General features: G+C 56.4%; 30 protein-coding genes and 4 tRNA genes. 18 read left to right on the plus strand and 16 right to left on the minus strand.

Going from position 1 to position 23,898, the window contains the following annotated elements; all coding sequences use genetic code 11:
* Position 1 precedes the first annotated feature (1 nt).
* The 5 genes from BA066_00825 to BA066_00845 form a co-directional block, all read right to left on the minus strand.
* Positions 2-715 carry a proteasome subunit alpha gene (locus BA066_00825; GenBank protein ID RDD54143.1) on the minus strand — a complete coding sequence of 238 codons (714 nt, stop codon included), beginning with the start codon at positions 713-715 and terminating at the stop codon, positions 2-4.
* Positions 716-879: 164 nt separating this feature from the next.
* The gene (locus BA066_00830; protein RDD54144.1) at positions 880-1,197 is read right to left on the minus strand and encodes a hypothetical protein; all 318 of its coding nucleotides are present in this window, start codon (positions 1,195-1,197) and stop codon (positions 880-882) included.
* Positions 1,194-1,820: a hypothetical protein gene (locus tag BA066_00835; protein ID RDD54145.1), complete on the minus strand. Its 627-nt coding sequence runs from the start codon at positions 1,818-1,820 to the stop codon at positions 1,194-1,196. The genes BA066_00830 and BA066_00835 overlap by 4 nt, the downstream gene beginning before the upstream one ends.
* Complete coding sequence (locus tag BA066_00840; protein ID RDD54146.1) at positions 1,805-2,251, minus strand: hypothetical protein; 447 nt, start codon at positions 2,249-2,251, stop codon at positions 1,805-1,807. The genes BA066_00835 and BA066_00840 overlap by 16 nt, the downstream gene beginning before the upstream one ends.
* A 4-nt stretch (positions 2,252-2,255) precedes the next feature.
* A complete protein-coding gene (locus BA066_00845; protein RDD54147.1) occupies positions 2,256-2,846 on the minus strand; it encodes a 50S ribosomal protein L15e in 591 nt (196 codons plus the stop codon).
* Positions 2,847-2,902: 56 nt separating this feature from the next.
* Here BA066_00845 and BA066_00850 point away from each other — a divergent pair, with 56 nt between their 5' ends.
* Positions 2,903-4,102 (plus strand): redox-regulated ATPase YchF, encoded by a 1,200-nt coding sequence (locus BA066_00850; protein RDD54169.1) that lies wholly within the window; start codon positions 2,903-2,905, stop codon positions 4,100-4,102.
* Here the strand turns inward: BA066_00850 and BA066_00855 are convergent.
* Entirely contained in the window at positions 4,095-5,153 is a 1,059-nt protein-coding gene (locus tag BA066_00855) for a hypothetical protein (protein ID RDD54148.1), read from the minus strand. The two genes, BA066_00850 and BA066_00855, sit on opposite strands and share 8 nt — an antisense overlap.
* Positions 5,098-5,733, minus strand: a complete 636-nt coding sequence (locus BA066_00860) for a 30S ribosomal protein S3ae (protein ID RDD54149.1) — start codon at positions 5,731-5,733, stop codon at positions 5,098-5,100. Before BA066_00860 ends, BA066_00855 begins: the two co-directional genes overlap by 56 nt.
* A 52-nt stretch (positions 5,734-5,785) precedes the next feature.
* On the opposite strand from BA066_00860, the gene BA066_00865 reads away from it, so the two are divergent.
* From BA066_00865 to BA066_00880, 4 genes are all read left to right on the plus strand, one after another.
* Positions 5,786-6,613 carry an ABC transporter ATP-binding protein gene (locus tag BA066_00865; protein RDD54150.1) on the plus strand — a complete coding sequence of 276 codons (828 nt, stop codon included), beginning with the start codon at positions 5,786-5,788 and terminating at the stop codon, positions 6,611-6,613.
* Complete coding sequence (locus BA066_00870) at positions 6,610-7,416, plus strand: ABC transporter ATP-binding protein (protein RDD54151.1); 807 nt, start codon at positions 6,610-6,612, stop codon at positions 7,414-7,416. Before BA066_00865 ends, BA066_00870 begins: the two co-directional genes overlap by 4 nt.
* Positions 7,391-8,155, plus strand: coding sequence for an energy-coupling factor transporter transmembrane protein EcfT (locus tag BA066_00875; protein ID RDD54152.1), 765 nt, complete (start codon positions 7,391-7,393; stop codon positions 8,153-8,155). The genes BA066_00870 and BA066_00875 overlap by 26 nt, the downstream gene beginning before the upstream one ends.
* A gap of 259 nt (positions 8,156-8,414) precedes the next feature.
* Positions 8,415-9,605 carry an AAA family ATPase gene (locus tag BA066_00880; GenBank protein RDD54153.1) on the plus strand — a complete coding sequence of 397 codons (1,191 nt, stop codon included), beginning with the start codon at positions 8,415-8,417 and terminating at the stop codon, positions 9,603-9,605.
* Here the strand turns inward: BA066_00880 and BA066_00885 are convergent.
* From BA066_00885 to BA066_00895, 3 genes are read right to left on the minus strand one after another with little or no spacing between them, the layout of a single operon-like run.
* Positions 9,602-11,008 (minus strand): DNA-directed DNA polymerase II small subunit, encoded by a 1,407-nt coding sequence (locus BA066_00885; protein ID RDD54154.1) that lies wholly within the window; start codon positions 11,006-11,008, stop codon positions 9,602-9,604. The genes BA066_00880 and BA066_00885 overlap by 4 nt on opposite strands.
* A gap of 34 nt (positions 11,009-11,042) precedes the next feature.
* On the minus strand, positions 11,043-11,576 hold the full coding sequence (locus BA066_00890; protein ID RDD54155.1) for a DUF429 domain-containing protein: 534 nt from the start codon (positions 11,574-11,576) through the stop codon (positions 11,043-11,045).
* Entirely contained in the window at positions 11,558-12,310 is a 753-nt protein-coding gene (locus tag BA066_00895) for a hypothetical protein (protein ID RDD54156.1), read from the minus strand. Before BA066_00895 ends, BA066_00890 begins: the two co-directional genes overlap by 19 nt.
* A 60-nt stretch (positions 12,311-12,370) precedes the next feature.
* Between BA066_00895 and BA066_00900 the strand changes: the two genes are divergently transcribed.
* Positions 12,371-12,458: transfer RNA gene (locus BA066_00900), tRNA-Ser, on the plus strand.
* Between the two features lie 6 nt (positions 12,459-12,464).
* On the opposite strand, the gene BA066_00905 is transcribed toward BA066_00900, so the two are convergent.
* Both BA066_00905 and BA066_00910 read right to left on the minus strand, forming a co-directional pair.
* Complete coding sequence (locus tag BA066_00905; GenBank protein RDD54170.1) at positions 12,465-14,753, minus strand: valine--tRNA ligase; 2,289 nt, start codon at positions 14,751-14,753, stop codon at positions 12,465-12,467.
* Between the two features lie 156 nt (positions 14,754-14,909).
* Positions 14,910-15,458 (minus strand): DUF99 family protein, encoded by a 549-nt coding sequence (locus tag BA066_00910; GenBank protein ID RDD54157.1) that lies wholly within the window; start codon positions 15,456-15,458, stop codon positions 14,910-14,912.
* 73 nt (positions 15,459-15,531) lie between these two features.
* Here BA066_00910 and BA066_00915 point away from each other — a divergent pair, with 73 nt between their 5' ends.
* Both BA066_00915 and BA066_00920 read left to right on the plus strand, forming a co-directional pair.
* A complete protein-coding gene (locus BA066_00915) occupies positions 15,532-16,254 on the plus strand; it encodes a geranylgeranylglyceryl/heptaprenylglyceryl phosphate synthase (GenBank protein ID RDD54171.1) in 723 nt (240 codons plus the stop codon).
* Positions 16,255-16,328: 74 nt separating this feature from the next.
* A tRNA-Gln gene (locus tag BA066_00920) sits at positions 16,329-16,401 on the plus strand.
* 109 nt (positions 16,402-16,510) lie between these two features.
* Here BA066_00920 and BA066_00925 read toward each other — a convergent pair.
* Positions 16,511-16,584, minus strand: a tRNA-Lys gene (locus tag BA066_00925).
* 33 nt (positions 16,585-16,617) lie between these two features.
* Complete coding sequence (locus tag BA066_00930) at positions 16,618-17,754, minus strand: ADP-forming succinate--CoA ligase subunit beta (GenBank protein RDD54158.1); 1,137 nt, start codon at positions 17,752-17,754, stop codon at positions 16,618-16,620.
* A gap of 68 nt (positions 17,755-17,822) precedes the next feature.
* Here BA066_00930 and BA066_00935 point away from each other — a divergent pair, with 68 nt between their 5' ends.
* A complete protein-coding gene (locus BA066_00935; protein RDD54159.1) occupies positions 17,823-18,704 on the plus strand; it encodes a succinate--CoA ligase subunit alpha in 882 nt (293 codons plus the stop codon).
* Between the two features lie 35 nt (positions 18,705-18,739).
* On the opposite strand, the gene BA066_00940 is transcribed toward BA066_00935, so the two are convergent.
* Positions 18,740-19,006, minus strand: coding sequence for an ArsR family transcriptional regulator (locus BA066_00940; protein RDD54160.1), 267 nt, complete (start codon positions 19,004-19,006; stop codon positions 18,740-18,742).
* 59 nt (positions 19,007-19,065) lie between these two features.
* On the opposite strand from BA066_00940, the gene BA066_00945 reads away from it, so the two are divergent.
* From BA066_00945 to BA066_00970, 6 genes are all read left to right on the plus strand, one after another.
* Positions 19,066-19,230 carry a 50S ribosomal protein L40e gene (locus tag BA066_00945; protein RDD54161.1) on the plus strand — a complete coding sequence of 55 codons (165 nt, stop codon included), beginning with the start codon at positions 19,066-19,068 and terminating at the stop codon, positions 19,228-19,230.
* A gap of 36 nt (positions 19,231-19,266) precedes the next feature.
* Positions 19,267-19,342 (plus strand) — tRNA-Arg (locus BA066_00950).
* 17 nt (positions 19,343-19,359) lie between these two features.
* Positions 19,360-20,328, plus strand: a complete 969-nt coding sequence (locus tag BA066_00955; GenBank protein RDD54162.1) for a hypothetical protein — start codon at positions 19,360-19,362, stop codon at positions 20,326-20,328.
* A 69-nt stretch (positions 20,329-20,397) separates the two neighbouring features.
* Entirely contained in the window at positions 20,398-20,568 is a 171-nt protein-coding gene (locus BA066_00960) for a DUF1610 domain-containing protein (protein ID RDD54172.1), read from the plus strand.
* Complete coding sequence (locus BA066_00965; protein ID RDD54163.1) at positions 20,528-20,848, plus strand: hypothetical protein; 321 nt, start codon at positions 20,528-20,530, stop codon at positions 20,846-20,848. Before BA066_00960 ends, BA066_00965 begins: the two co-directional genes overlap by 41 nt.
* Positions 20,849-20,887: 39 nt before the next feature.
* Complete coding sequence (locus BA066_00970) at positions 20,888-21,097, plus strand: hypothetical protein (GenBank protein RDD54164.1); 210 nt, start codon at positions 20,888-20,890, stop codon at positions 21,095-21,097.
* On the opposite strand, the gene BA066_00975 is transcribed toward BA066_00970, so the two are convergent.
* Entirely contained in the window at positions 21,098-22,126 is a 1,029-nt protein-coding gene (locus BA066_00975) for a flap endonuclease-1 (protein ID RDD54165.1), read from the minus strand.
* 65 nt (positions 22,127-22,191) lie between these two features.
* Here BA066_00975 and BA066_00980 point away from each other — a divergent pair, with 65 nt between their 5' ends.
* The 3 genes from BA066_00980 to BA066_00990 all read left to right on the plus strand — a co-directional run.
* Positions 22,192-23,256 (plus strand): glycosyltransferase family 1 protein, encoded by a 1,065-nt coding sequence (locus tag BA066_00980; protein RDD54166.1) that lies wholly within the window; start codon positions 22,192-22,194, stop codon positions 23,254-23,256.
* The gene (locus tag BA066_00985) at positions 23,253-23,609 is read left to right on the plus strand and encodes a peptidyl-tRNA hydrolase (GenBank protein RDD54167.1); all 357 of its coding nucleotides are present in this window, start codon (positions 23,253-23,255) and stop codon (positions 23,607-23,609) included. Before BA066_00980 ends, BA066_00985 begins: the two co-directional genes overlap by 4 nt.
* A partial coding sequence (locus BA066_00990; GenBank protein ID RDD54168.1) for a tRNA pseudouridine(13) synthase TruD occupies positions 23,606-23,898 on the plus strand: 293 nt, incomplete at its 3' end. The genes BA066_00985 and BA066_00990, both read left to right, overlap by 4 nt.

Consider the following 23,898-nt stretch of genomic DNA (forward strand, 5'->3'; position numbering starts at 1 on the left):
ATCACTCCCTCGCCATCCTCACGTACTTCACTATCTCCTCCTTGGACAGCTCCCTGAACCTCCTGGTGGTCGTGTCTATCACAGCAACCTCCAAGTAGTTCTCATTCACCTCCTCCTCCTCGGACTCCATGGCTATCTTCACAGCGTAGCTCAGGCATTCCTCGAGGGAGAATTCCGGTTTAAATGTCTGTCTGAACGTCTCGTTCACCTTATCGGAGTTCTTGCCGACGGCGAAAGCCATGTAGTCGTAGTAAGCGCCTCCGGGATGCGTGACGTAGAGCTCGGGTCCCTCGTCTATGCCTCCCAGTATGATCATCACGCCGAATGGCCTCAGACCGGCATACTGGGTGAACTGCTGCTTGTAGAGGGCGAGCCTCTTGGCCAGATTCTTCACGGTTATCGGCTCCCCGTAGACCAGCCTGTTGTACTGAGCCTCCATCCTTCCCCTCTCTATCAGGACCAGGCCATCGCCCACCAGCCCCGCGGCTATCGCCCCTATGTGCTCATCTATCTTGTATATCTTCTCGGGTGGCGTGGCCAGGGGGGAGATGTACTTCCTTATCGCCAGAAGGACAACCCCGTCTTTGCACTTCATCCCTATAGCCAATGGAGTTCTCCTTGTGGCTGAGAGAGCGTACTCCACCTGCAGGAGTCTCCCATCAGGGCTGAATACGGTTATGGCCCTATCGTATCCGGTCACTTGAGGGAACATCATTCAACACCCCAGTTCACTCAACCCCAGCATCAACGATTTAATAGAGTTTCCCTCGAGTCCCCCCATCAGGGCCAGTCTCTTGGGGAGCATGATGAATCCGCCGGAATGCTTTTACAGGGATGGGAGGCTTTATAACGTCATATGAATGATGGAAGTAAGCCAGATCACTCCATTCTCTGACAAATCTCCTTCACCTTTCTCATGTTCCCTGAGATTCCGAGCACCTCCATCTCACCACATTCCGTGTATTTTAGGATCAGTAGAGCCGTTAATATGGCCTTCAGGGATTTCTCATTTGTTCTTATGATTGAGAAACCGCTTTTGATGCTTATGATGGAGAATTTACTGAAGGAGCAGCATTTGATTCCACCGATCCTCATGAGGGCATCCCTGATCCTCTTGGATAGCTGGTATCCCACGGGGTGCCTTACGCAGACGTACCTCCTCCTCTCCTTGAGGTCCACCGGTACCTCGAACCTCAAAGGACCTCCCTTCCCTTGAGTTTCAGCTTCCTCTCCTTGCTTATCATGTAGATCGGGAAGTCCTTAACCATCCTCTTCGCCTCTTCCCTTCTCAGATCGAAGAAAAACTCTACGAAGGATATCATCAGCCTGGGTGGAACCTGCTCGCGCGGTTCAGATGCTAAGCTGCAGATGATCGGATAGACGCCAGCCCTCATTGCCATCCTCAGCTCCAAGCCCACGGATCTCAAGCTCAGCGAGTTTCCGCTTATCTCCCTCACTAGGTGCGTTAAAGGTATTATTAAGGCTCCTTCGTTCCTCTTGAGCTGCTTAAGGCTGATGTAGTCCACTCTGGGCCTATCGGAGTCGTAGGTGGCCATGACCCCATCGACCAGGGAGCTGAAGGTGAGCCTCCTGGCCTCCTCCAAGGACCCAGGTCTGGCCAGGATGAGGTCGGCCCTTCCCCTCAACCTCCCCCTCAGCTCCGGATCTATCCTCTCTATCAAAGTTACCCTGAAGTTAGTGATGCCCTCAGCCCTCACGTCCCCTACTATACCCAAGATCCCGTAGCCAAGGGACCTGGCCCTCTCGGCCATCTTCCTGGCATCTTCCTCAGACCTGGGAGCTATTATGTCTGAGTACAACCCTCACCAACTCTCATCATCTCTTCCCTTATTCGATCAGAGCCCGATATCCTGAGGAGGAACCTCAACCTGAGGTAACCTCCAGGATCCCCCCTGTATAGTTTGAATCTCCCCAGGGCCAGATCCTGCTTTGAGAGCCTGATGTAGAGGTTCCTTCCCTCCACGTGAGAGTCGAGGTTCTCCAAGAGGCTTATAAGGTCGAACCTGTCAAGCGAGCAGATGATCCTCCTGAGTAAGCTCTCAGCAGGCTCCCCGGAGAGCGTGCACGTTAGGACCCTGAAGGAGTATCCGTAGTGACTGGAGAACCTCTCCTCCCTTATTTCGCACCCCTCTCCACAGAGCGAGAGAATGAGCTCTTTCACCCTACTCTCAACCTCAGTTGGATAAATCATCGTTGAGATCTCGGCTGTAAAATAGGTCATCTTCTTCAACCGTTCAGGCTCTCAGCTTCCTCTTCCTCTTAAACCTCTTGACTACCTCAGGTATTCCCCTGGACGATCTAAGTCCCCTGGCTTTCTTCCCGGCGCTCGTGAGCCCCCTGAAAACCCTCCTCTTGTTGGCGGGGTTCAGTATCCAGTTCACCCTGGGATCCGAGGCCACGACGGGGTGATGCGGATCCACCATTATGACCTCGTACCAGTAGTACTTCCCATCCTCCGCCACGTAATACGAGTTGAGGACCTCCAGGTTTGGGAACTTTCTAGCGGCTCTCTCCTCAGCTATCCACCTTATGCTCTTCTTCGGAGTCAATTTGAGAACTCCCAGACCTGCTGGCTTTCTCCCACTCCTGGGCCTTCCCTTCCTTCTTCCGCCCTTCCTGACCCTAACCCTCACAACTATGAATCCCTGCTTAGCCCTGTACCCCAGGGACCTGGCCCTGTCCGGTCTCGTGGGTTTATCTATCCTGACCACAGCCGGTTCCCTTCTCCAGAGGATCAGCCTCTCCCTCCAGAGTTTCACCAGCTCTGGATCCTCCTTCCTCCTCCTCCAGACGAGCTTCTCCATGTACCTCCCGGCGATCACCAAGTTTGACACCTCTGGGGGTCACCACCTCCCTCATTTTAAAGCTTGACACGTGGGATCTGTCGATGCTGATAGGGGTGGTCGGAAAGACCAACGTGGGGAAAACCACCTTCTTCTCCGCGGCGACTCTAGTCGATGCAGCCAGGGAAAACAGGCCTTTCGTGACGATAGAGCCGAATGAGGGTATCGGCTACGTTAGAGTCCCCTCCGTATGCACGGAGTTCGGGCTGAGGTGCCAGCCAAAGTACGGTTGGTGCAATGGGAGGTACAGGTACGTTCCCGTGAAGCTGCTTGACGTTGCTGGACTGGTAAGGGGAGCTCATAGGGGTAGGGGACTCGGGAACAAGTTCCTGGATGACCTGAGGAGAGCCAGCGTTAACATAATAGTTGTTGATGCATCGGGCTCGACGGATCCGGAGGGCAATCCAGTCCCTCCCCTCACGCACGACCCCCTCGAGGACGTCAGCATAGTTAAGGAGGAGTTCTCCCACTGGATAGCTTCGATAATCGAGAGGTCGAAGGGGAGGATAAGGGGTAGGATCCTCAGCGGGGTCCCTCCTGACGAGGCGCTTCATGAGGTATTGACGGGTCTCGAGATCGGGAGGGAGGTGATAAGGGAGAGCCTCGAGGCACTATCGCTCAGGGGATCTCCCCTGGACTGGGGCCCTGAGGGGCTCCTGAGGTTCTCCGAGGAGGTCATGAGGAGGGGAAAGCCCTTCGTCGTTGCAGCAAACAAGATAGATGTTCCGGGTTCTGAGAACAACTTAGAGAGGCTTAGGAGTTCCTTGAGGGAGCCTGTCATCCCTGTCTCAGCGGAGGCTGAGCTCATACTCAGAAAGGCCTCCAGATCGGGCTTGGTTAGGTATGAGCCTGGTGATAGGGATTTCGAGGTAGTCGATGAGGGCAAGCTCACGCAGTCCCAAGCCAGGGCCTTGAGGGTGATAAGGGAGAGGGTCTTCGATAGGTTCGGAGGGACGGGGGTTCAGGATACCCTTGAGGTGGCCTCATTCGACTTGCTCAAGATGAAGGTAGTCTTTCCGGTTGAGAATGAGGTCAAGCTTTCCGACAAAGATGGCAATATCCTTCCGGATGCCATAATGCTTCCAGCCGAGGGAACTGTGCTGGACCTGGCCGAGAGGATCCACAGCGAGATAGCAAGGAAGGCGCTCTACGGGGTGGATGTCAGGAACAGGATGAGGATCTCCCTGGATCACGTGCTCAAGCACCGAGATATAGTTAAAATAGTTGCAACTAGATGACATTTTCGCTAAATTCTTTGCATATTATCTCCACGTTAGCGGGAGTTATCGATCCCAGCAACCTCGAATCCGAGATGCTCACCCCCATGGAGACTATCGAGGAGATCACCTCGGAGCCGAGCAGGAGGGAGCCCCTCATCACCACGGAGTCCCTGACCCTCGATCTCATCACCTTGGACTCCTGCAGGTAGACGTTGGGCCCTATCGTTGAGCTCTCGACCTCGGCGTCTATGCATGATGGACCCTCAAGCCTGGATTCCGATATCGATGCATGCTCGCCGATTATGAGAGAGCCCTCGACCCTGAACCCGCTAGGAATCTCCCTGAGCCCGGACAGGAGGTCCCTGAGCAGGAGTTCTTGGGCCTTCAGGAAGTCCTCCCTCCTCCCGGCATCCACCCAGGGCTTGACCTCAATCACCCCGACCCTCTCTCCCCTCTTGGCCGCCTCGGTCAACGCGGAGGTGAGCTCAACCTCACCCCTAGGGGAGGGCCCCAGCCTCCTCAGGACATCGAATATGGACTGCGAGAGCACGAAGGCACCTGCCACCACGAGGTTGGAGGGTTCCTCCCCCTTCCTCGGTTTCTCCACTATTCCTTTGAGCAGGGGACCATCCCTCCTGACGACCCCGAACTCCCAGGGCCTCTCAACAGGGGATACGGCGACCAGATGGTCGTATCTGTCCTTCTCAGCCAGCATGACATCGAGAAACCCGGGGGGAAGGTAGACATCCGAGTAAACTAACAGCAGATCCTCCTTCACGAGATCAGCCAACTTCAGGACGGCGTGACCCGTCCCGAGGGGCTCACCTTGATCCACGAGCCTCAGGTCGTATCTCGTCTCGTACTCCCTGAAGAGCTCCTTCTTGTGGCAGACAACGACGTAAACCTCTCCGAACCGTCTAACCTGAAGTAGATTGCTCTCGAGAAGGGTCGAGCATGCTATGGGAAGCAAGGGTTTTGGTATGTAGTCAGTTGCGGGCCTTAGCCTGTTTCCCTTACCCGCCGCTAGAAGGGCTGCTTTCAATCTCCCCCTCGGCCTCTCTAATCTCAATCGGCTTGAGCAGGACCATCTTCCTGAGCTCTACGTACTTCACTGGGGCCACCTTAGAGGCTATCCTCTGTATCTCGGACGTGACGGGAAGGGGGTTCCCGAATATGAAGGATCTAACGAGGTCCTCAACCGTGTAGTTCTGAATCACGCCCCTGACATACCTGTCCACCTCCTTCCTTATCGCATGCTTCTGGCTGCTCCTTATCCTAGTTAGCGTTATTATCAGCGTGAACAATCTCACGTAGTTCCCATCCTTGGCCGTCTCCTCTGATTGTATATCTATCCTCGAGCTCCTCCTCTGAACTATGGACCTCAGGTAGTCCTTGTTCAGCATCTCCTTGATGAACCTGGCGTGGGCCCTGTTCCCATCTACCTTGAATATCTTGAACCAGAGCTTGTACTTCTCATGCATGAAATCCCCTGTTATGTCCCTGACGACCACCTCAACGTTCCTACCGATCAGGTTCTCAGGATCGTCGGCCAGGGTCTCTCCTATCCACTGCCCCGGGAACACATCGACCGCATAAACATTGTACCAACTCTTCGTCCCGGCCTTCCTGCGCGATCTCCTACTCGACATTGAACCCCCAGGGTGGGCGGGCACATGCTATTATAATCTTTTTTGACAGATCATGCCTGTGAGTGCGCTGGTGATATTCGAGGGCGTCAGCTTCAGGTACGAGGGGAACGACTCCTACGCCATCAGGGATGTTTATCTGGAGATTAGAAGGGGGGATTTCGTTCTCATAGCCGGGATGAGTGGCTCCGGGAAGTCGACCCTGCTGAGGATGATGAACGGGCTCATACCCCACTTCTACAGGGGTGAGATGAGGGGGAGGGTCTTGGTCGATGGTGTTGACACTAGAGACGCTAGTGTGGCCCAGCTGGCTAGGAAGGTTGGGTTGGTTTTTCAGAACCCGGATAATCAGGTGGTGACTCTCAGGGTTGATAGGGAAATAGCTTTCGGCCTAGAGAACCTAGGGCTGCCTAGGGAGGAGATAGTGAGGAGGGTGGACTATGCCCTCTCCAAGCTGAGGATAGAGCACCTGAGGAGGAGATCCACCTATGAGTTGAGCGGTGGCGAGAAGCAGCTGGTGTCGATAGCTTCGCTAATCGCCATGAAACCGGAGGTGATAGCCTTGGATGAACCGACGAGCGAGCTGGATCCCTACAGCGCAGCTAGGATAGTTAGGGCCCTAAAGGAGTTGAACAGGGACGGTGTCACCGTGGTGGTGGCTGAGCACAGGCTGGACCTCTTCGCCCCAGCATCCAACAGGTTCATAGTCGTCCATGACGGTAGGATAGTGATTGAGAGCGATCCAAGGGATGCGTTATATTGTAAAGACCTTCAGGTCTTCGGTGTTAGGGACCCAGGTGTTGTGAGGTACGCGAAGAGCAGGGGCGTCAGCGCCAGGAGGCCCCTGACCGTCGGTGAGCTCTTCAGGGCCATGGTGAGGTGAATTCTTTGATAAAGATAGAGAACGCTAGCTTCAGATATGAAGGAACTGATCGTTTTGCTATAAAAGATGTCTCCATCGAGTTCGATAGGGGGAGGATCTATGGGGTAGTGGGGCCCAACGGCTCCGGGAAGTCGACCCTGCTGAGGATGATGAACGGGCTCATACCCCACTTCTACAGGGGTGAGATGAGGGGGAGGGTCTTGGTCGATGGTGTTGACACTAGAGACGCTAGTGTGGCCCAGCTGGCTAGGAAGGTTGGGTTGGTTTTTCAGAACCCGGAGCACATGTTCTTCTCGGAGACCGTGGAGGAGGAGGTTTCTTTCGGGCCCAGATCCATCGGTATGAGTGAAAGTGAGGTTTCTGAGTCAGCGAGGTCGAGCTTGGAGGAGGTGGGACTCTGGGAGGTCAGGAAGAGGAGTCCTTGGTCCCTCAGCGGTGGGGAGATGAAGAGACTCTCCATAGCATGCATACTAGCGATGAGACCCTCATTCCTGGCGTTGGATGAACCCACGATAGGGCAAGACGCGCTCTCCAAGGACTCCCTCACCAAGATACTGAGGGACCTGAGAAGTGAGGGGAGGGGCATAATAGTGGTGACGCATGACCTGGATTGGTTGAGCGAACTGGACCCGGATGAGGTGGTGGTACTCAACAGGGGATCTGTTTACAGGAAGGGGACACCTGGTGAGGTGTTCTCCGATCTCAGGGGGTTGGTCATGAGCCAGCTCATTCCTCCAGTTCCCTACCTGATCGAACGCCTGTGTGGGAGGTGCTTAGATGTTCGATCCATTGGGAATGTTTGAGATATTCAGAACGTACGCCGGGGAGACCCCCTACTCCAAGCTGAACCCCACCTCCAAATTCATACTTTTCCTGACTTTCTTGATCCTCCCCCTGATCTCGCCCAGCATCGTGCTGCAGGTATTATCAGTGGCCGCTCAAGTGCCTCTGGTGGTGATGTCGAGGTCCGGTAGGAGGGTGCTGAGGTCCCTGAGGGCATCGATCCTCTTCATCCTGCTACTCTTGATCTTGAACTATGCGACCACAGGTAACATCTTTTTCAGTGCTGCGATGGTGATGAGGCTCTTAGCGATGATAATAGCCTCAGCGATATTCATGAATGGATCAAGTCCGTCGGAAATAGGCGATCTTCTGGCGAAGCTCAGGGTGCCGACCTCCATCTCTTTCTCCTTCATAATAGCCCTGAGGTTCATCCCGGTCCTGGCCGACGACTTCATGAACATACTCTCGTCCCAGGCGAGCAGAGGGTATGAGATCGAGAGGGGCAGCCTCGTGAGGAGGGCCAAGAGCCTGATACCGGTGCTTATCCCTCTGATAGTCATAGCCATCAGGAGGGCCCAGCAGCTGGCTGAGGCTCTGGAGAGCAGATGCTTCGGTTCCGGATTGAGGAGGACAAGCTATGTCGTTTATGAGGTTAAGTTAGCGGATGTACTGGCTGTGGTGTACTCCCTCTCACTGCTGGTCTTGGGGGTTTACATGTCCACACTCCCCGTTGGTCTTCCACTCCTTCAGTTCCGCTAATTACCCGGTGGAGTTGAAGAAGTATCATTTCAACTCGGAGTCTTATTGAGCGGATGTGAAGGAGTGGAAGTAGTGCGGTCTGCGGGGGGGACCGGAGATGATGGAGTTGAAGTGTATCACCAAGACGTCATCATAAACATAATATCATTCTTCCAATGTGATATGATACTTTCATGAAGAACCCTTTAAAAGGACATCAAGTTTAAAGGTGGAGTGGATGGCTTAGTTATTCAGGTCGGGGCGGAGGGGAAGCGGTGATATGCCTGCAAATAATAGTATCTTCTACGATGTCTCCTATACGACCTTCTCAATAATAAAGGATAAACGAGTCCTCAGGGATTCATTCATTCCTGATACACTCCCGGGGAGGGAGGAGCAGATATTCCAGTTCACTAGGGCGCTGTCCGACCTGCTCGCCGATCAGCCGCCCAACGATATAGCCTTCATAGGAAAGCCTGGTACCGGAAAAACGGCAGTTGCTAAGAACGTCACGGCCAAGTATAAGCAGGAATATCCGAATTTGAGGGCAAAATTCATCTACATTAACTGCAGCCAGGCAACGACATCCTATAGGGTGATGTACCAGCTCAACAGGGCCCTGGGGGTGCTGGTCCCTCCCTCCGGTTATCCCTTCGACGTCCTCTGGGACAAGTTCATGGAGGCATACTCATCCTCCAACTCCCGCCTCGTCGTCATCTTGGATGAGGTCGACCTGCTGGTGAGGAGGGACGGGGGGAGGATACTCTACTCACTCTCCAGGTTGAACTATGAGCTGAGGAGAGATCTCAGCATAAGTATGGTCGTGATAAGCAACACACTTGACTTCCTGGAGAGACTGGATCCCAGGGAGAGGAGCAGCTTCGAACCCCTGAGGATACACTTCCCGCCCTACACTCAGCCCCAACTCTACAGCATCCTCAGGCAGAGAGCAGACCTGGGATTGAAGTTGGGCACCTGGGAGGATGAGGCCCTGCACTTCATCGCCTCCAAGGTGGCCCAGGAGTCGGGTGATGCGAGAAGAGCCATAGATGTCCTGAGGATGGCTGCAGAGCTGGCCGAGGATGAGGGGGCTGAGAAGCTAACGGTGGAGTATGCGGAGAGAGCATTGGGTTGCGTGAGTGAGGAGGAGATTTCCGTCACGATAAGAACACTCCCACTGCATCACAGGCTCATATTGGCAGCCATAACGGATATACTCGAGAAACCGAACATGAGACCAGGCACTGGCGTGATATACGCGATCTACAGTAAGAAGGCTCAGAACTACGGGGTGAGACCGCTCACGATGAGGAGGGTCTCAGGCATACTCAGGGAGCTGGAATCGCTGGGCCTCATAGAGCTCAGGATAGATTACGGAGGGGCCAGGGGGAACACGAAGGTCGTCGAGAGGATGACCCTACCGCCCAGGCAGATGAAGTCACTGCTGGGCCAGATGGGAGTTAAGGTTTAGGAGAAGTCCATCACCTCCACGCTCAAATTTTTTAGGTCCAAGACGACGACCCTTCCCACGGTCACCTCTATCCCCAAGCTCCTTATATACGGTGTCTCATTCTCAAACGTCCCGGAGTTGATGAGCTTGACACCCTTGTACTCTCCCACCCCGTAGACGTGCACATGACCAGTGTGTAGGACGTTCGGGACCTCCTCCAGCAGGAGCCAATCCCTATCCTCCGGGGAGATGGGATGCTCCCCGTAAATGGGGGCCAGGTTCCTCAGCTTGAGCATCCAAGACATAGCCTCAACGACGGTGCTCGGGGTCACCGGCTGCAGTCCCGGGATGTGCTTCATTACCGCGTTGAGGCTCCTGCCGTGGTACAGCATGATCCTGACTCCTCCCAATCCCACGACGGATGGGTTCGGGAGGGGTGTCACATTGGGATTGGCATCCATCAGGACCTCCAGGTACTCGTCGGGGACCTCTGGCTGAGGTTCGGCCTGCCTGACCGGTTCGTGATTTCCCGGCGCATATATTATCTTTATGTGACTGGGAACCCCGGAGAGAATCCTGCCAGCGTACTCGAACTGCTTGTGAACGTCAGCTATCCTCAACTCCTCCTCCTGGTTCGGGTAAACTCCTATACCATCGACCAGGTCCCCGCAAATCACCAGGTACCTGACGTCCCTGGCCTCATCGCTTCTGAGCCACCTGATGAATTTATTGAAGGCCCTCTCGTTGAAGTACTTACTCCCCACGTGGACATCGCTCACGAGCGCAGCCCTACCCTCGTGGGATCCGGGCCTGACCTCCTCCTCTGAGATCTCAGGGAGCATCAGACTCTCCGCGATGATCTTACCGTTCACATATGTCCCCCTGATGGCTATAACACTGTCCACTGGCACTCTATCCGCGACCTCCCAAAACCTGCTGTCCCTCCTGAAGACCACCATGATGGAGCCCGTCTCATCCTCGACCGTCATGCGGATCGAGCGATCCTTCATCATACCCTTGTCCAGCACCATCCCCACTATGACCAGGTTGTCCCCGTTCCTGCTGGTGGAGGTCCTGAGCTCGACTATAGGTATGGGCTCCAAATCGATCCTCTTGAGGAGCATGGATCTCAGCTTCTCGAATCTGAACCTGATGAACCTCACGAATTCCTCAGGGGCGCCTGAAACCCCAAGATCCGATGGTCTGAGAAGCACGGACAGCTCCTCCTGGCCGATCCCCCGTCCCTCGCCCTCCCTGAGGAGAGTCAGTACGTCCTCCAGGCCCAGGACCACCTTATCGGGGAGGTGATCGAGCAAGGTGTCCAGCTCATCTCCCCCTCTGCTGGAAAGGAAGCTAAGGGCCTCGGGGGACAGGTTGATCCCTCTCCTAAGCGCCCTCCTGAGCACCTCGAGCTCCGCACCCATCCATCCACGCACCTCACCATCACACTAAAAATAATCATGGTCTGGAGTGGGGAAGCGGGAGCAGAAATAAGCCTTCGGAGCCCTCTATCACCTCGGTCAATCCCCTAACGTGGAGCATCCCGACCGCCAGGCAGGTGAGCGCATCCACATCATCTCTGCTCTTGGGACCCGGGCAGAAGGAGTACTTGGACATGAGGGCGACGAGCTCTGACTCGCTGAGGCCCATTATTGCCCTGGCCGTCTTGGGATGGGTCTCGTAGAGTGTAACCCCCAGGCCCTCCAGCTCCCTCCTCAGCTCGCACCCCAGCTCGGTCAACTTGATCATCGAGCCCATGTTGAGGGGCAGGAGCCTGAACCCCCTGGCCAGGAGGACTCTCTCGAAATCCCTGTAGACACCATCCCTCGCTCTGGATAGAGGGGCATCCACGATCACCAGATCGAATGAGGAGAGGAACTTCACCAGATCACCCCTGGGGATCCTCTCCAACCTTATGCAACCCTCGATGAAGGCGATAGAGGACTTCCTGACGACTGAGAGGTCAACCCCGGCTAAGTGAGATCTCCACAAGAGCACCACACCTCGTTCATCGCATCGAAAACCTCTTCGAATCCCCTGCCGTACTTAGCGGAGATCGCTATGACCCTGATCGGGGATCTGAATGAGGAGACGGCCCTGAGAAGCTCGCTGAGTGCGTCCGTGTAGGTGCTGCCCCCCTCGATGCGGAGGGCCTCCCCCCTCATAACGGCACCCCAAACCCTCTCGGCATTCTTCCCCTCCCAGAGGTCCGATTTGTTCAGGAGGGGGATCACCTTGACCCCGAGCTTGAGCTCGAGTATCTTGGCCAGCAGGGCTGATGAGAGAAGATCCTCCACCTCCCTGCTCGGATCGTAATCCCCAAGATATACTGAGAGGAGCCTCAATCCACTTGATAATCTCTCACACAGGGATCTCCCAGTGGGTCTGAAGGCGAATATCTCCATCTGGCCGGGCGTGTCTATTATGAGGTATTCGCAGTTCAGGGAGAGGAGTGAGGAAACTATCCCCTCCGAGAGCTCAACCATGAGCTCGGCAGCTCTCACCATCGCCCCATTTGGACCCAGGCCCTCCTCCCTCATCAGGCGACTCACATCGACGAGCTCCCTCACGTCGTACGATGGATCGTACGGGAGGGAGGAAGCCCCGGGATCCAAGTTCACCGGACAAACCTTCAGTGGGATCCTGCTGGCCAACCAGCTCGAGAAGTTAGCTGTGAATGTGGTCTTGCCGGAGCCAGCCGTCCCGACCACGATCACGGCCTGCATACCCGCTCACCAAAGATTTATAGGGGTTACGGCCCGATTATCCGGTGCCGGGGTACCCTAGCCAGAGGGCCGAGCCCGGCTAAGAAAGGGGCCGGACTCGAGATCCGGTGGCCTACGGGCCTCGTGGGTTCAAATCCCACCCCCGGCGCATCCTCTAACTTAATATCCTGTGAAGTCTCACGAGATCCGCTTTGAACGGGGAGAGCTCCTCTGGTATCTCTACCCTTATGGGCTCTCTCATACTCAGATTCTTCTCCTTCCTCATCCTCCAGACGCTGCTGTTGAACTCCATTATGGCATCTCCGAGCTTCGCGTAATCACTCTCATACTCTGTCTCGACCTCAGGCAGGCTCTGGAGGTGAACGGAGCCCCCGTAAATTCGCCTCCATATGTAATCTGTTATATGGGGTATTATCGGTGCTGCTAACCTAAGCACGACCCTTAGGATGTGATGGAGGGTCCACCTAGCTGCGTCCCTCTCTGAATCACTGAATCCTATCCCATAAGCTCTCTCCTTCACCATCTCTATGTAATGAGGTGCGAAAACCTCCCAGACGAATGTCCTCACCTCGTTGGCCGGATCGAAGAAGTCGAAGTTCCTGTAACCGTTCAAGGCCCTCTCTATGGCCTTGTTCAACCTCCCCAGTATCCAGAGATCGGAGGGCTGAAGCTCTACCCTCCCATCAGGCTCCTCGAAATGGGAAACGAACCTGGCGACGTTCCAGAGCTTCTGAAGGAACTTATAAGCTCCTTCGATCTTCCTCTCGGATATCCTAAGGTCGGACCCATGGTGAGCCTCGGCGGCCCCGAAGAACCTCACGGCATCAGCTCCGTACTTCTCGAAGAGGGGCCAGGGGTAGATGACGTTCCCCAAGCTCTTATGCATGGCCCTCCCCTGAGCGTCCAGCCCCATCCCAGAAAGCCAGACGTGCCTGAAAGCCTGCCTCCCGAGCAGCTGATGAACCCTCAAGAACGTGTAGTGGAGCCAAGTCCTAACGATGTCCTTACCCTGCGGCCTCAGATCGCTCGGACCAAGCTTCTCGAACATCTCCCGGTTCCAGAGGTAGCCGTTGTAGACCAGGGGTGATATCGAGGAGTCGAACCACGTGTCGAAGACCCTGACCTCCCCCTCGAAGCCCTCCGAGGAGCCGCAGTGGGGGCATTCATTGAAGGGAGGATCCTCCTTCCAGGGCCTGTAGTACCTCCCCGGGGGAGGCAGAACAGGCTTTCCGCATCCCTTGCAGTACCAGATCGGTATCTCGGTGGCGTAATACCTCCTCCTAGATATAGGCCAGTCCGAGCTTATCGATCTCAACCAATCCCTCCAGTAGTTGACTGACCATTCCGGGTGGAATCTGACGGTCCCCAAGTACTTCTCCAGATCCTTCACGAACTCCAATTGCTTCAGGTAGTACTCCCTCATCGGTATTATCTCCAGCGGGGTCTTGCACCTCCAGCAGACGGGGGTCCTGTGCGAGATGACCTCAACCCTTTCCAGCAGCCCCTCCCTCCTCAGATCCTCCAGAATCCTCCCTCTGGCCTCCCTTATGGTGAGGCCCGCGTACTCACCGGCCGACTCGTTCATCGTCCCGTCCTCGTTCACCACTATCCTTGGCTCCAGCCCTAGCTCCCTGAAGAGCTGCACGTCAACCTTGTCCCCGTAAGAGCACACCATCACGAGACCGGTTCCGAACTCAGGGTCGGCGTATGGATGCTCGAACACCGGGACGCGATCGCCCAGTGGGGTGATGAGCCTTCTCCCACTGAGCCACTGATATCTTGAGTCACTGGGGTTGTATATCACGGCCCTGCAGGCTGGAAGAAGCTCAGGTCTTGTCGTGGCTATCGTGACGTGCTCATCGCTCCCCTCCACTCCGAACCTTATGTAGACGAGCTCCGTCTGGAGCTCCATGTACTCGACCTCGGCATCCGCCAAAGTTGTCCTGCACCTCGGACAGTAAACGTTCGGCCTGTAATCCTCGTACACGTACCCCTTGTTCCAGACATCTATGAAGGTGGCCTGGGTGACGGCTCTCCAGAGGTCGCTGTCCGTCTGGAAGTGCTCCTCAGTAGTGAAGCTGATCCCCAGTCTCCTGCATATCGCTACTATATCCCTCTCGGCCTCGTCCAAGAACTCCCTGCAAAGTCTTATGAACTCCTCCCTTGGGTACTCGAACATCCTTATCCCGTACCTCTTCTCCGTCTCCACCTCCACCGGAAGCCCGTTCCTGTCTATGCCCAGCGGGAAGTAAACCTCATAGCCCATCATCCTCATCGTCCTAGCTATCATGTCTATCTGCGAGTAGTGTATGGCGGCTGCCACGTGCCACTTCCCGCTAGCGTAGGGAGGAGGGGTATCTATGGAGAACTTGGGCCTCTCGGAGTTGAGATCGAACCTGTAGAGACCCTCCTCACTCCAAATCCTCTGAATCTCCAACTCCATCTCGGGGGACCAGTGCTTTTCCCTGAGCTTGGGATCCCTCTCCGACAAGCTTTATTCCCTCCGGCTGCAGGGCTCGGGGTGGAAATAAAAATTTTCGGCCGATCTTTGCTGATGGTTCAGTAGCTATCGTGAGAACCCTCCACTCCTAGGGGATCGCTAGATCCCCTGGAAGAGCCTAGCGACTATGTCGACTATCCTGAGCTGCTCAGGCAACTTCGATTCCAGTGAATATCTCAGGATCATTTCCCCAGCCTCCCTCTCGCTCAGACCTATCGAGGAGTAGTAACAGAGGCCCCTAGGGGTCCTGAGCGCCCGGTAGGGAGGGTTCCTCCTGACTATCGTGAGCTTCTCGTGCAGACCCGCCGATTCGATCGCCCTCTCTATCTCCTCCGTTGGCATCCTCGATGTGATCGCTATGAGTGGAACGCCCGTCTCTTCGTGAAAGCGGAGCATATCCAGCACGTTGAGGCCGGCGAACGTTGTGCCATGAGTCATCACAAGCTTGACCTCCCCCTTTATCTTGGGGCTCATCACGATCCTCACCAGGGCCTCTGTTGAGTCGTCCCCATCCACATGGATCGTCTCCCTGATCGCGTGCTCCAGAGTAAGATCCCTGAACATCAATCCTATCAGGAAGGCCCTGGTATCCCTCCCCCTCTCGAAGGGAGTGTCATCGACCGCTAGCACCCTCACCTTGCCCTTCAAATCGGCTCAACCCTGATCGGATTCAATTTATATCTTTCCCCGGTGAGGTTCGGGGATGAGCCTAGAGGAGCGCATGAGGAGGGAGTCCGCAGAGAGGTCCCTGTTGGCCGTTCTCATAGATCCCGCCAAGGTGGGAGGCGATGAAGCTAGGAGATTCGCTAGAGCCGCTGCCGAAGGTGGAGCGGACCTCATATTCGTCGGAGGATCTATAGGGGCTGGTTTCGGGCTTAATGATGTTATCATGGGGGTTAAGGAGGAGTCGAAACTACCCGTGATACTTTTCCCCGGTAACGTCGATGGAGTATCCCCGCACGCCGATGCGATACTCTTCATGTCACTCCTGAACTCAGCGAATCCATATTGGATAATCCAGGCCCAGGCCCTGGCGGCCATACCCATAAGGAGGATGGGGCTGGAGGCGATACCGACGGCCTACCTCATAGTGGAACCCGGTCATAGGAGCGCGGCCGGCTGGGTGGGCGCGGCCAACCCCATACCCAGGGACAGGCCGGAGATAGCCCTAGCCTACGCCTTGGCGGCCGAGATGCTGGGGATGAGGTGGGTCTACTTGGAGGCGGGCAGCGGCGCCGAGGCGCCCGTACCCCCCGAGATGGTGAGGCTAGTGAGGGAGGGAACGCGGCTCGGCATAATAGTGGGGGGCGGAATAAGGTCCCCCGAGATGGCGAGGGAGAGAGCAATGGCTGGAGCCAACGTGATAGTTGTCGGGACTCACTTCGAGGAAGGAGGGAACCTGGTGGCCAAGATAAGGGAGATGAGACTGGCTCTTTCGCCTTAGCTCGGCATCACTGGATCCGAGGAGCGGGCTCGCCATGGGAAAATTTATAACCTATGAGGCCCTTCTACCGGGGAAGCCCCGTGGTGTAGTGGCCAAGCACGCCGGGCTCTGGACCCGGAGACCCCGGTTCGAATCCGGGCGGGGCTACTAAAATTTAAACCAAGGCCCTTTCTCATGCAGCATCAGGGAATCTGATTAAAAACCTTCAATGGGGCTCGTTGAGGGGAGAGGACTCAGGCTTCAATTCAATCCTCAGCGGGCCCGGGGGGCTTCGAACCCCCGACCCCCCGGTTAAGAGCCGGGTGCTCTACCATTCTGAGCTACGGGCCCCTCACCGACGATCCACTCATTGACTAAAAAATGTTACGCCCCCTGGGCGAGCCTCACCGCGTAGCTGACTGCCTCCTCGGCCGACTCCGTGGCCTTTATTCCGATCTCCTCGAGGACTCTCTTCCCTTCATCGGCCTGATTTCCGCTCATCCTGACCACAACGGGGACCCTCAGGAGTCCCCTCTCCCTCACTGATCTGACCCCCATGGCGACCTCCAGGGCGCTGGTGATACCGCATAGCGCGTTTATGAGGACCACCTTGACCCTCGGATTGGAGACTATGATCTCCAGAGCTCCGGCCACCCTGTCAGCTGAGGCGCCCCCTCCCACATCGCAGAAGTTGGCCGGCCTACCCCCGAACGTGTGAACCAGGTCCATGGTTGCCATGGCCAAGCCAGCCCCGTTGGCCATCGTCCCTATGTCGCCGTCAAGCTCGACGTAGGCTATATCCCTCCTCCTGGCCTCGTTCTCCCTGGGGTTCTCCGAGGAGTAATACCTCTTCTCGAGTTCCTTATGCCTGAAAAGGGAGTTGTCATCGACCTCTATTCTGGCATCCAGGGCCAGCAACCTCCCGTCCCTGGTAAGGGCCAGCGGGTTTATCTCCAGCATCAAGGCATCGTACTCCACGGCCACCTCCCACATGGAAAATATGATTCTCTCTATCTCACTCATCTTATCTGGGACGTTCTTCGATGCGTTCCTCGCGAGAGCCCTGGCTATGTGGCTCCTCATCCCTATGAGGGGGTTCACCGTTCTCCTCTCTATTGACTCCGGGTGCCTGGCAGCTACCTCCTCGACGTCCATACCCCCGTAGGGGGTCGTTATGAAAGTCATCCCCCTGGCGTTTCTGTCAATTATCGCTCCAACGTATATCTCGGTGACCACGTCGATTGGTTCCTCTACGAGCAAGGAGCTTACCTCATATCCATAGAAACTCCTCGAGAAGAGCTCCTCAGCTATCTTCTCGGCTTCCTCTGGTGATCTAGCTATCCTTATCCCACCGGCCTTCCCTCTCTGTCCATGCGGTATCTGTATCTTCAGGACGCCACTTCCTCCCAAGCTCCTAACGGCCGAGGATGCCTCCTCTGGACTCCTCACCAGAATTCCCCTTGGAATCGGGATTCCCTTCGATGAGAAAGCCTCCTTTGATTCGTACTCTAGGAGCCTCATGACGCATCAGGGGTGCAACATTAGAATATTTTTTAATATTTTTTGATCCGTCCACCCGAGGTGAACGCATGGCGATACTCGTCAGGGAGGGAATGAGGGTCCTGGTCCAAGGGATAACTGGGAGGCAGGGAACGATACACACGAAGCTCATGCTGGATTACGGGACCAAGATAGTGGCGGGGGTCACCCCCGGGAGGGCTGGTTCCAGCGTTCACGGGGTCCCCGTCTTCGACTCTGTGGAGGAGGCCGTCAGGGAGAAGGGACCGATAGACGCCTCCATAGTTTTCGTGCCGGCTCCTTTCGCGATGGATGCTGTGATAGAGGCCGTCGACAACGGGATCCCCCTGGTAGTGGTGATAACCGAGGGGATACCCGTTCACGATACCGCGAAGTTCGTGAACTACGCCAGGAGCATGGGTACAGTGATAATAGGACCGAACTGTCCCGGGATAATAGCTCCAGGGAAGGTTAAGATAGGGATAATGCCGGCTGACTCATTCGCGCCCGGTAACATAGGTATAGTCTCGAGGAGCGGCACCCTGACATATGAGATCTCACTCTCACTTAAGGAGGCGGGCTACGGCTCGAGCACTACTGTAGGGATAGGGGGAGATCCCATAACAGGTTTGAACTTCATAGAGGTCTTAGAGCTGTTCAAGGAGGATCCTGAGACGGATGCTGTCGTTATAGTGGGTGAGATAGGGGGGGATGCGGAGGAGAGGGCCGCTAGGTACATAATGGAGAGCAACTACCCGAAGCCCGTGGTCGCTTATGTAGCCGGCAGGACCGCCCCACCTGGCAAGAAGATGGGACACGCTGGGGCCATAATAACGGCTGGTCAGGGAACTGTAGAGAGCAAGGAGAGGGCGTTCGCCGAAGCGGGGGTTCCCGTGGCGAAGACCCCATTCGATGTGGCCCCTCTCATAGGAAGAGTCCTGAGGAAGCGGTGAACTCAACGGATGGTCTGAGCGGCATCGGAGGGCTGCTAACTCGAGGGCTCATCATCCGGCGCCTCGCTCGAGGCTCCCTGGGAGGCACCTCCCGCGAGGTGACTCCTCCCCTCGGCGGTTATGCGATAAAAGGTGTATCCCCCATGGGAGAACCTCTCAAGAAGCCCCTCCTCAACCATCTCGTTCAAAACTTGCCTCAAAGCGGATATCGGGACATTCAATCTGTTCAGTATTTCCCTGACGTGAAGCACCTCATCCTTGCTGAGCTCCCTGAGCACCCTCTCCCTCAGCTCCGAGTTCATCCCGGTAACGGGGGGTGAAGCTTTATTTACCTTTAGCCCACCTGAGCCGGGGACCGGGAATGCCAATAGAGGATCCTTTCAAGAGGAGTGTAGCGGCCAAGGCCCTACTCAACTTCAAGATATGCAGGAAATGCGGGGCTAGGAATCCGATATCCGCCACCAAATGCAGGAGATGCAGGAGCACGAACCTCAGGTTGAAGAAGTCCAAGCTAGTGAGGAAGTGATGGTGGCATTTATTAGGTGAGGGAGTGATGCTGAGCGGGCCCGTAGCTCAGCAAGGATCAGAGCGTCGGCCTGCGGAGCCGAAGGTCGCGGGTTCAAGTCCCGCCGGGCCCGCTTTACTCCTGCTGTTTTTGGTCCTGATCCCCTCGATCGCTCTCCAGGTGAGGTGCGGGCCGCCCTTCGATGCCGTCATCGTCAGGGGGGATATATACACGGATTGGGTGGTTGCCATGTCATACGGCATGACGCACGGATCCTGGATAGTGCAGCTAACCCCTGAGAATGAGGAGGAGGTCCTGAGGTTGGTTTCCGGACTCTCCAGCTTCAAGCGGGGAATCTCCATACTGATAGTGGGCTCCCCTAATGCCGTTCCGGCGGAGTTCGAGGGGAGGCTGGAGAGAATGGGGATCACCGTCAAGAGGGTGGGGGGAGCGACGAGGTTGGACACATCCCTATACCTGGTGATAAACTACTGGAGGGACTGCGAGTCGCTCGTGCTGGTTGATGGGTTCAACTCGTCCTACTACCTGGCTGCCCTCAGCGTCGCCGTGGACAGGGGGGCTCCGGTCATATACACGAAGGGAGGGAGGCCCCCTGAGGGCTTCTACGATGCCCTGAGGGATCAGCTCAGGTACGTCAAATCCCTGGTCATCGTTGGAAATAGTCTAAACCCTGAGGACGCTGAATCCCTCAGGATGAGCGGCTATTCTGTTGAGTTCATCTCAGAGCTGAACGTGAGCTCCGGATCCCCGGAATCCCCTTACTCTGTAATCCCCTCACTGCTCAGGGAGCTCTCAAGCCCGATCCCGATCCTAACAGGATTCATCTCCGGCTCCCTCGTGACCATAATGCTCGGCAGGTTGAGGAGGAGGGAGAGGGAGGAGCTGGAGGAGTTCCTGACATTGGATGAGAGGAGATTGGTTGAGATCGTGAGGGAAAAAGGGGAGGTGCTCCAGGAGGAGCTTCCAGAGCTCACGGGATTCTCGAAGCCCAAGATAAGCAGGATGATCGCTGAACTCTCCGATAGGGGGATATTGGCGAGGGAGAAGTATGGGAAGACCTATGTGGTGAGGCTGAGCGATAGGGTCAAGAACCTTTAAATTGACCTGCCCCGGGGTTGGGGAGGTGATACGGTGTCCAAGGAAAGGCTGGTGCTCACACTGCTACCCCTGGATCGGGAGATATTCTGCACCTCCTGCGGCAGGAAGGTGACGTACGAGAGGGGGGTGGTCGCATTTAGGTGCCCCAACTGCGGAGAAGCGGTGATAGTGAGGTGCGGTGTATGCAGGAAACAGTCCAATGAGTACACATGTCCGAACTGCGGTTTCACGGGCCCGTGAGGTGATTCGGATGGCCAGGATACTCGCGATCTATAGGATCCTCCTTGACGGCACGCTGGAGGAGGGTGAGGTGCTGGAGAGGATGAGGGGCGAGCTGGAGGGGAGGGGCTTCAGGCTGGAGGGTCATGAGGTCAATCCGATAGGGTTCGGAATAGTCTCCATCACCGTTAGGGTTACGGCCCCGGAGGAGGACGGGATAACGGACGAGATATCAAACATACTCGAGGGGATGGAAGGGGTTAGCAGCGTCGAGCTCGACATGGTGAGCAGGGTGGGTTGAGTGCCCAGGAACCTACCGCTGACTCACTTGATATATGAGGTGCTGAAGGAGAGGAAGCAGATGGATGATCAGGAGCTATACGAGGAGCTCTCATCGAAGGTCCAGGACCTCTCGCTCTCGGAGATGGAGAAGGCGCTGATGAAGCTGGAGGTCATGGGGAAGATAGTGACCTCTAGCAGCGGAAGGAAGGGAGGCCTCCTGATAGAGCTGGTGACGGAGAGGAGGTACGTGACACCGGATGAGGAGTAGTCAGAACCAGGATTCCAACCCCCCTCCGGAGAACATCCTATAAGCTTCCTCTATCTCGGCTATCACCTTTTTGACCCTCTCCTCCGAGAACTCGTGCTCCTTCACCATGAACTCCAGGAGCTCCTCTCCCCTCGGTCTCCTAAGCGTCAGATCATAATCGTCGCTCCTCGGGGGGTTCAGGAAGAACTCGTAAATCGACATGGGATCAGGCTCGAACTCCCAGGGTATCTTGGAGAAGAGCTCCTCCGGCTTCCTGTATCTCTTTACGAGCTCGAGGGCCCTCTTCACGCCTATCCCCTTAACTCCTCCCAGGTTGTAATCCGTCCCAACTAGGATCCCTATCATTATCAGCTGCTCCCTAGTTATCCCGTTGGCCCTGAGGACGTCATCTAGCTCTATGAGCTCCGGATTCACGTCAACGTAAACGTCTTTCCCTGGGAGCTTCCTCTTTCCAGTTATCGTGAGATTCCTGACGAGCCTAGGGGCCCCGAAGAGAAGGGAGTCATAGTCCTGGGAGGCGGCGGCCCAGACATCACCCTTGGATGCCATGTAAGCCGCTTGGGCCTCCCCCTCGCTCGGTGCCTGAACGACAGGAACGCCCATTAGCCTCAGTATGGTCTTGCAGTCCTCCACCATCTCCTCGTTCACGTTAAGCGCCGCCTGCGCGTACTTCCTAGCCTCCTCAATATCCCCCATCTCCAGGGCCTCCCTCCACTTGATCTCGGCCTCCTCCCTGGTCCTGACTCTCTCCTCTATGGCCTTGGATTTGAACGTTGGCTTCTCCCCGTCGAACACATATACTGGTATCACGCCCTCCTTCAGCAGGTTCGCCGTCCTGTAGAAAACCCCGGAGTGGACGCTCGTCACCTCACCCCTGCTGGTCATGAGAGGGGTTCCGTCCGGCTGTCTGACCTTAGCTAAGAACTGGTACATCGCGTTGAAGGCATCCAGCGCGACCCTCTTCCCCGATAGGTCGGGAAGCCTGAGCTCGATCCTCCTCTCTATGAGCTCACCTATCTTGACCCCCATCAGAGGTCACTTCAAGTGGGAGCACTCGGTTAAAAGCGGAGCGCTCCCTCATCGGTGGGTGCCGGATGAGGATAGCTTTGGTGGGCCCGTATCACCCAGCAGTCGGCGGGGTCCAGGTTTACATGACCTACCTGGCGAGGGAGCTGGCCTCCATGGGTGAGGATGTCTTCGTGGTCAGCTACAGGGGGGCTAGGAGCAGGTGGGGCGAGAGGGTCTTGGAGGCACCCACAGCTGACCTCAAGGGCCTTAGGGGCCTCAGCTTCACGCTTGCCTCCTCCGCGATCCTGAGGAGGGAGAGGCCTGAGCTGGCGATATGCCACTACGCTACGACCTCGGGCATGGCCGGCTTCCTTTCGAGCGCCTCGGGTCTCAGATACTTCGTGGTCTTCCATGGGAGCGACGCTGGCATGCCCGGGCTCATATCCAAGCTGGTCGCCTCTAGGGCCTCCGCGGTGATCGCGGTGAGCGGCTGGCTGAGGGGGAAGCTCGAGGGCATGGGCCTGAGGGTGGACTCTGTTATACCCGGTGGGGTCGATGAGAGGATCTTCTCATCCCTCCCCCCCAAGGAGGAGCTCAAGAGTCGCCTTGGGCTTGAGGGGAACTTGGTCCTCTCGGTGGGGTCCCTGACGCGCGTCAAGGGTTTCGACATGATTCCGAGGGTGGCAAGACTCGTGAACGAATCAATCGACGCGACCTTCCTCATAATAGGGAGCGGGCCCGAGGAGGGGAACCTGAGGAGGATTTCGGCCACGCTTGGGGTCGAGGAAAAGGTCATCTTGATCGGTAGGAAGGGTTACGAGGAGACGGCCCTCTACTACGGTGCGGCGGACGTGCTGCTACACCCCGCCAAGCTCGAGGGCTATGGGTTGACAGCACTGGAGTCCCTGGCTGCGGGGACGCCGGTCGTGGCGAGCGACGTGGGGGGCCTCAGGGATGCCGTCCTGGATGGTGTGGATGGCTTTCTGCTCCCTAGGGATGAGAGGATTTTCGCCAACAGGATAATTCAGCTCCTCAGGGATGAGGAACTGAGGAGGGAGATGGGAAGGAGGGGCAGGGAGAGGGCCCTCAGGAGGACCTGGAGGGTCGTGGCCGAGGAGTACGAGAGGCTGATAGGGGAGGTGATGTCCTGAGGTACAAGCAGGTCATAGTGGTCAGGAGGGACCTGGGCATGAGCTGCGGCAAGCTGGCCGCTCAGGTAGCTCACGCGTCCCTGGAGGCAGCTGATGTTGTTAGGAATAGATATCCCGAGGTTTACGAGGAGTGGAAGAGGGAAGGGGCTAAGAAAGTGGTGCTGCAGGTGATGAGCGAGGAGGATCTCATGAAAGTGTACAGGGAGGCCTTGGAGAGGGGGCTGGCCGCTGTACTCATAAGGGATGCCGGCCTCACGGAGCTGGAACCCGGGACGGCCACCGCCGTGGGGATAGGTCCCCATGAGTCGGAGAGAATAGATGGGGTCACGGGGAGGTTGCGGTTGCTGAGATGAGGGTCCCAAGCATAGATCGGGATCTAGGGATGCTCGCCTACATGAGCGATTCCAGGCCGGTGGGTGGGAGGCTCAGGGAGAGGCTCAGCGACTTCATAGTGGATGAGGTCCTCTCAGGTAGGAGGGCGTCCAGGGTCTTCCTCGGGGTCGAGGGGCTCGGGGGCGGTGGACCCTTTCACACATACGTGGTCTTCAAGCACGGGAGGATCGATGGGAGGGAGCTGATCTCAAGGATCTCCGAATTGATCGGAGGTAAGGTCGGGTTCTCCGGAATGAAGGATGCGAGATC

The sequence above is a fragment of the Candidatus Korarchaeota archaeon NZ13-K genome (assembly GCA_003344655.1).
Classification (GTDB): domain Archaea; phylum Korarchaeota; class Korarchaeia; order Korarchaeales; family Korarchaeaceae; genus Korarchaeum.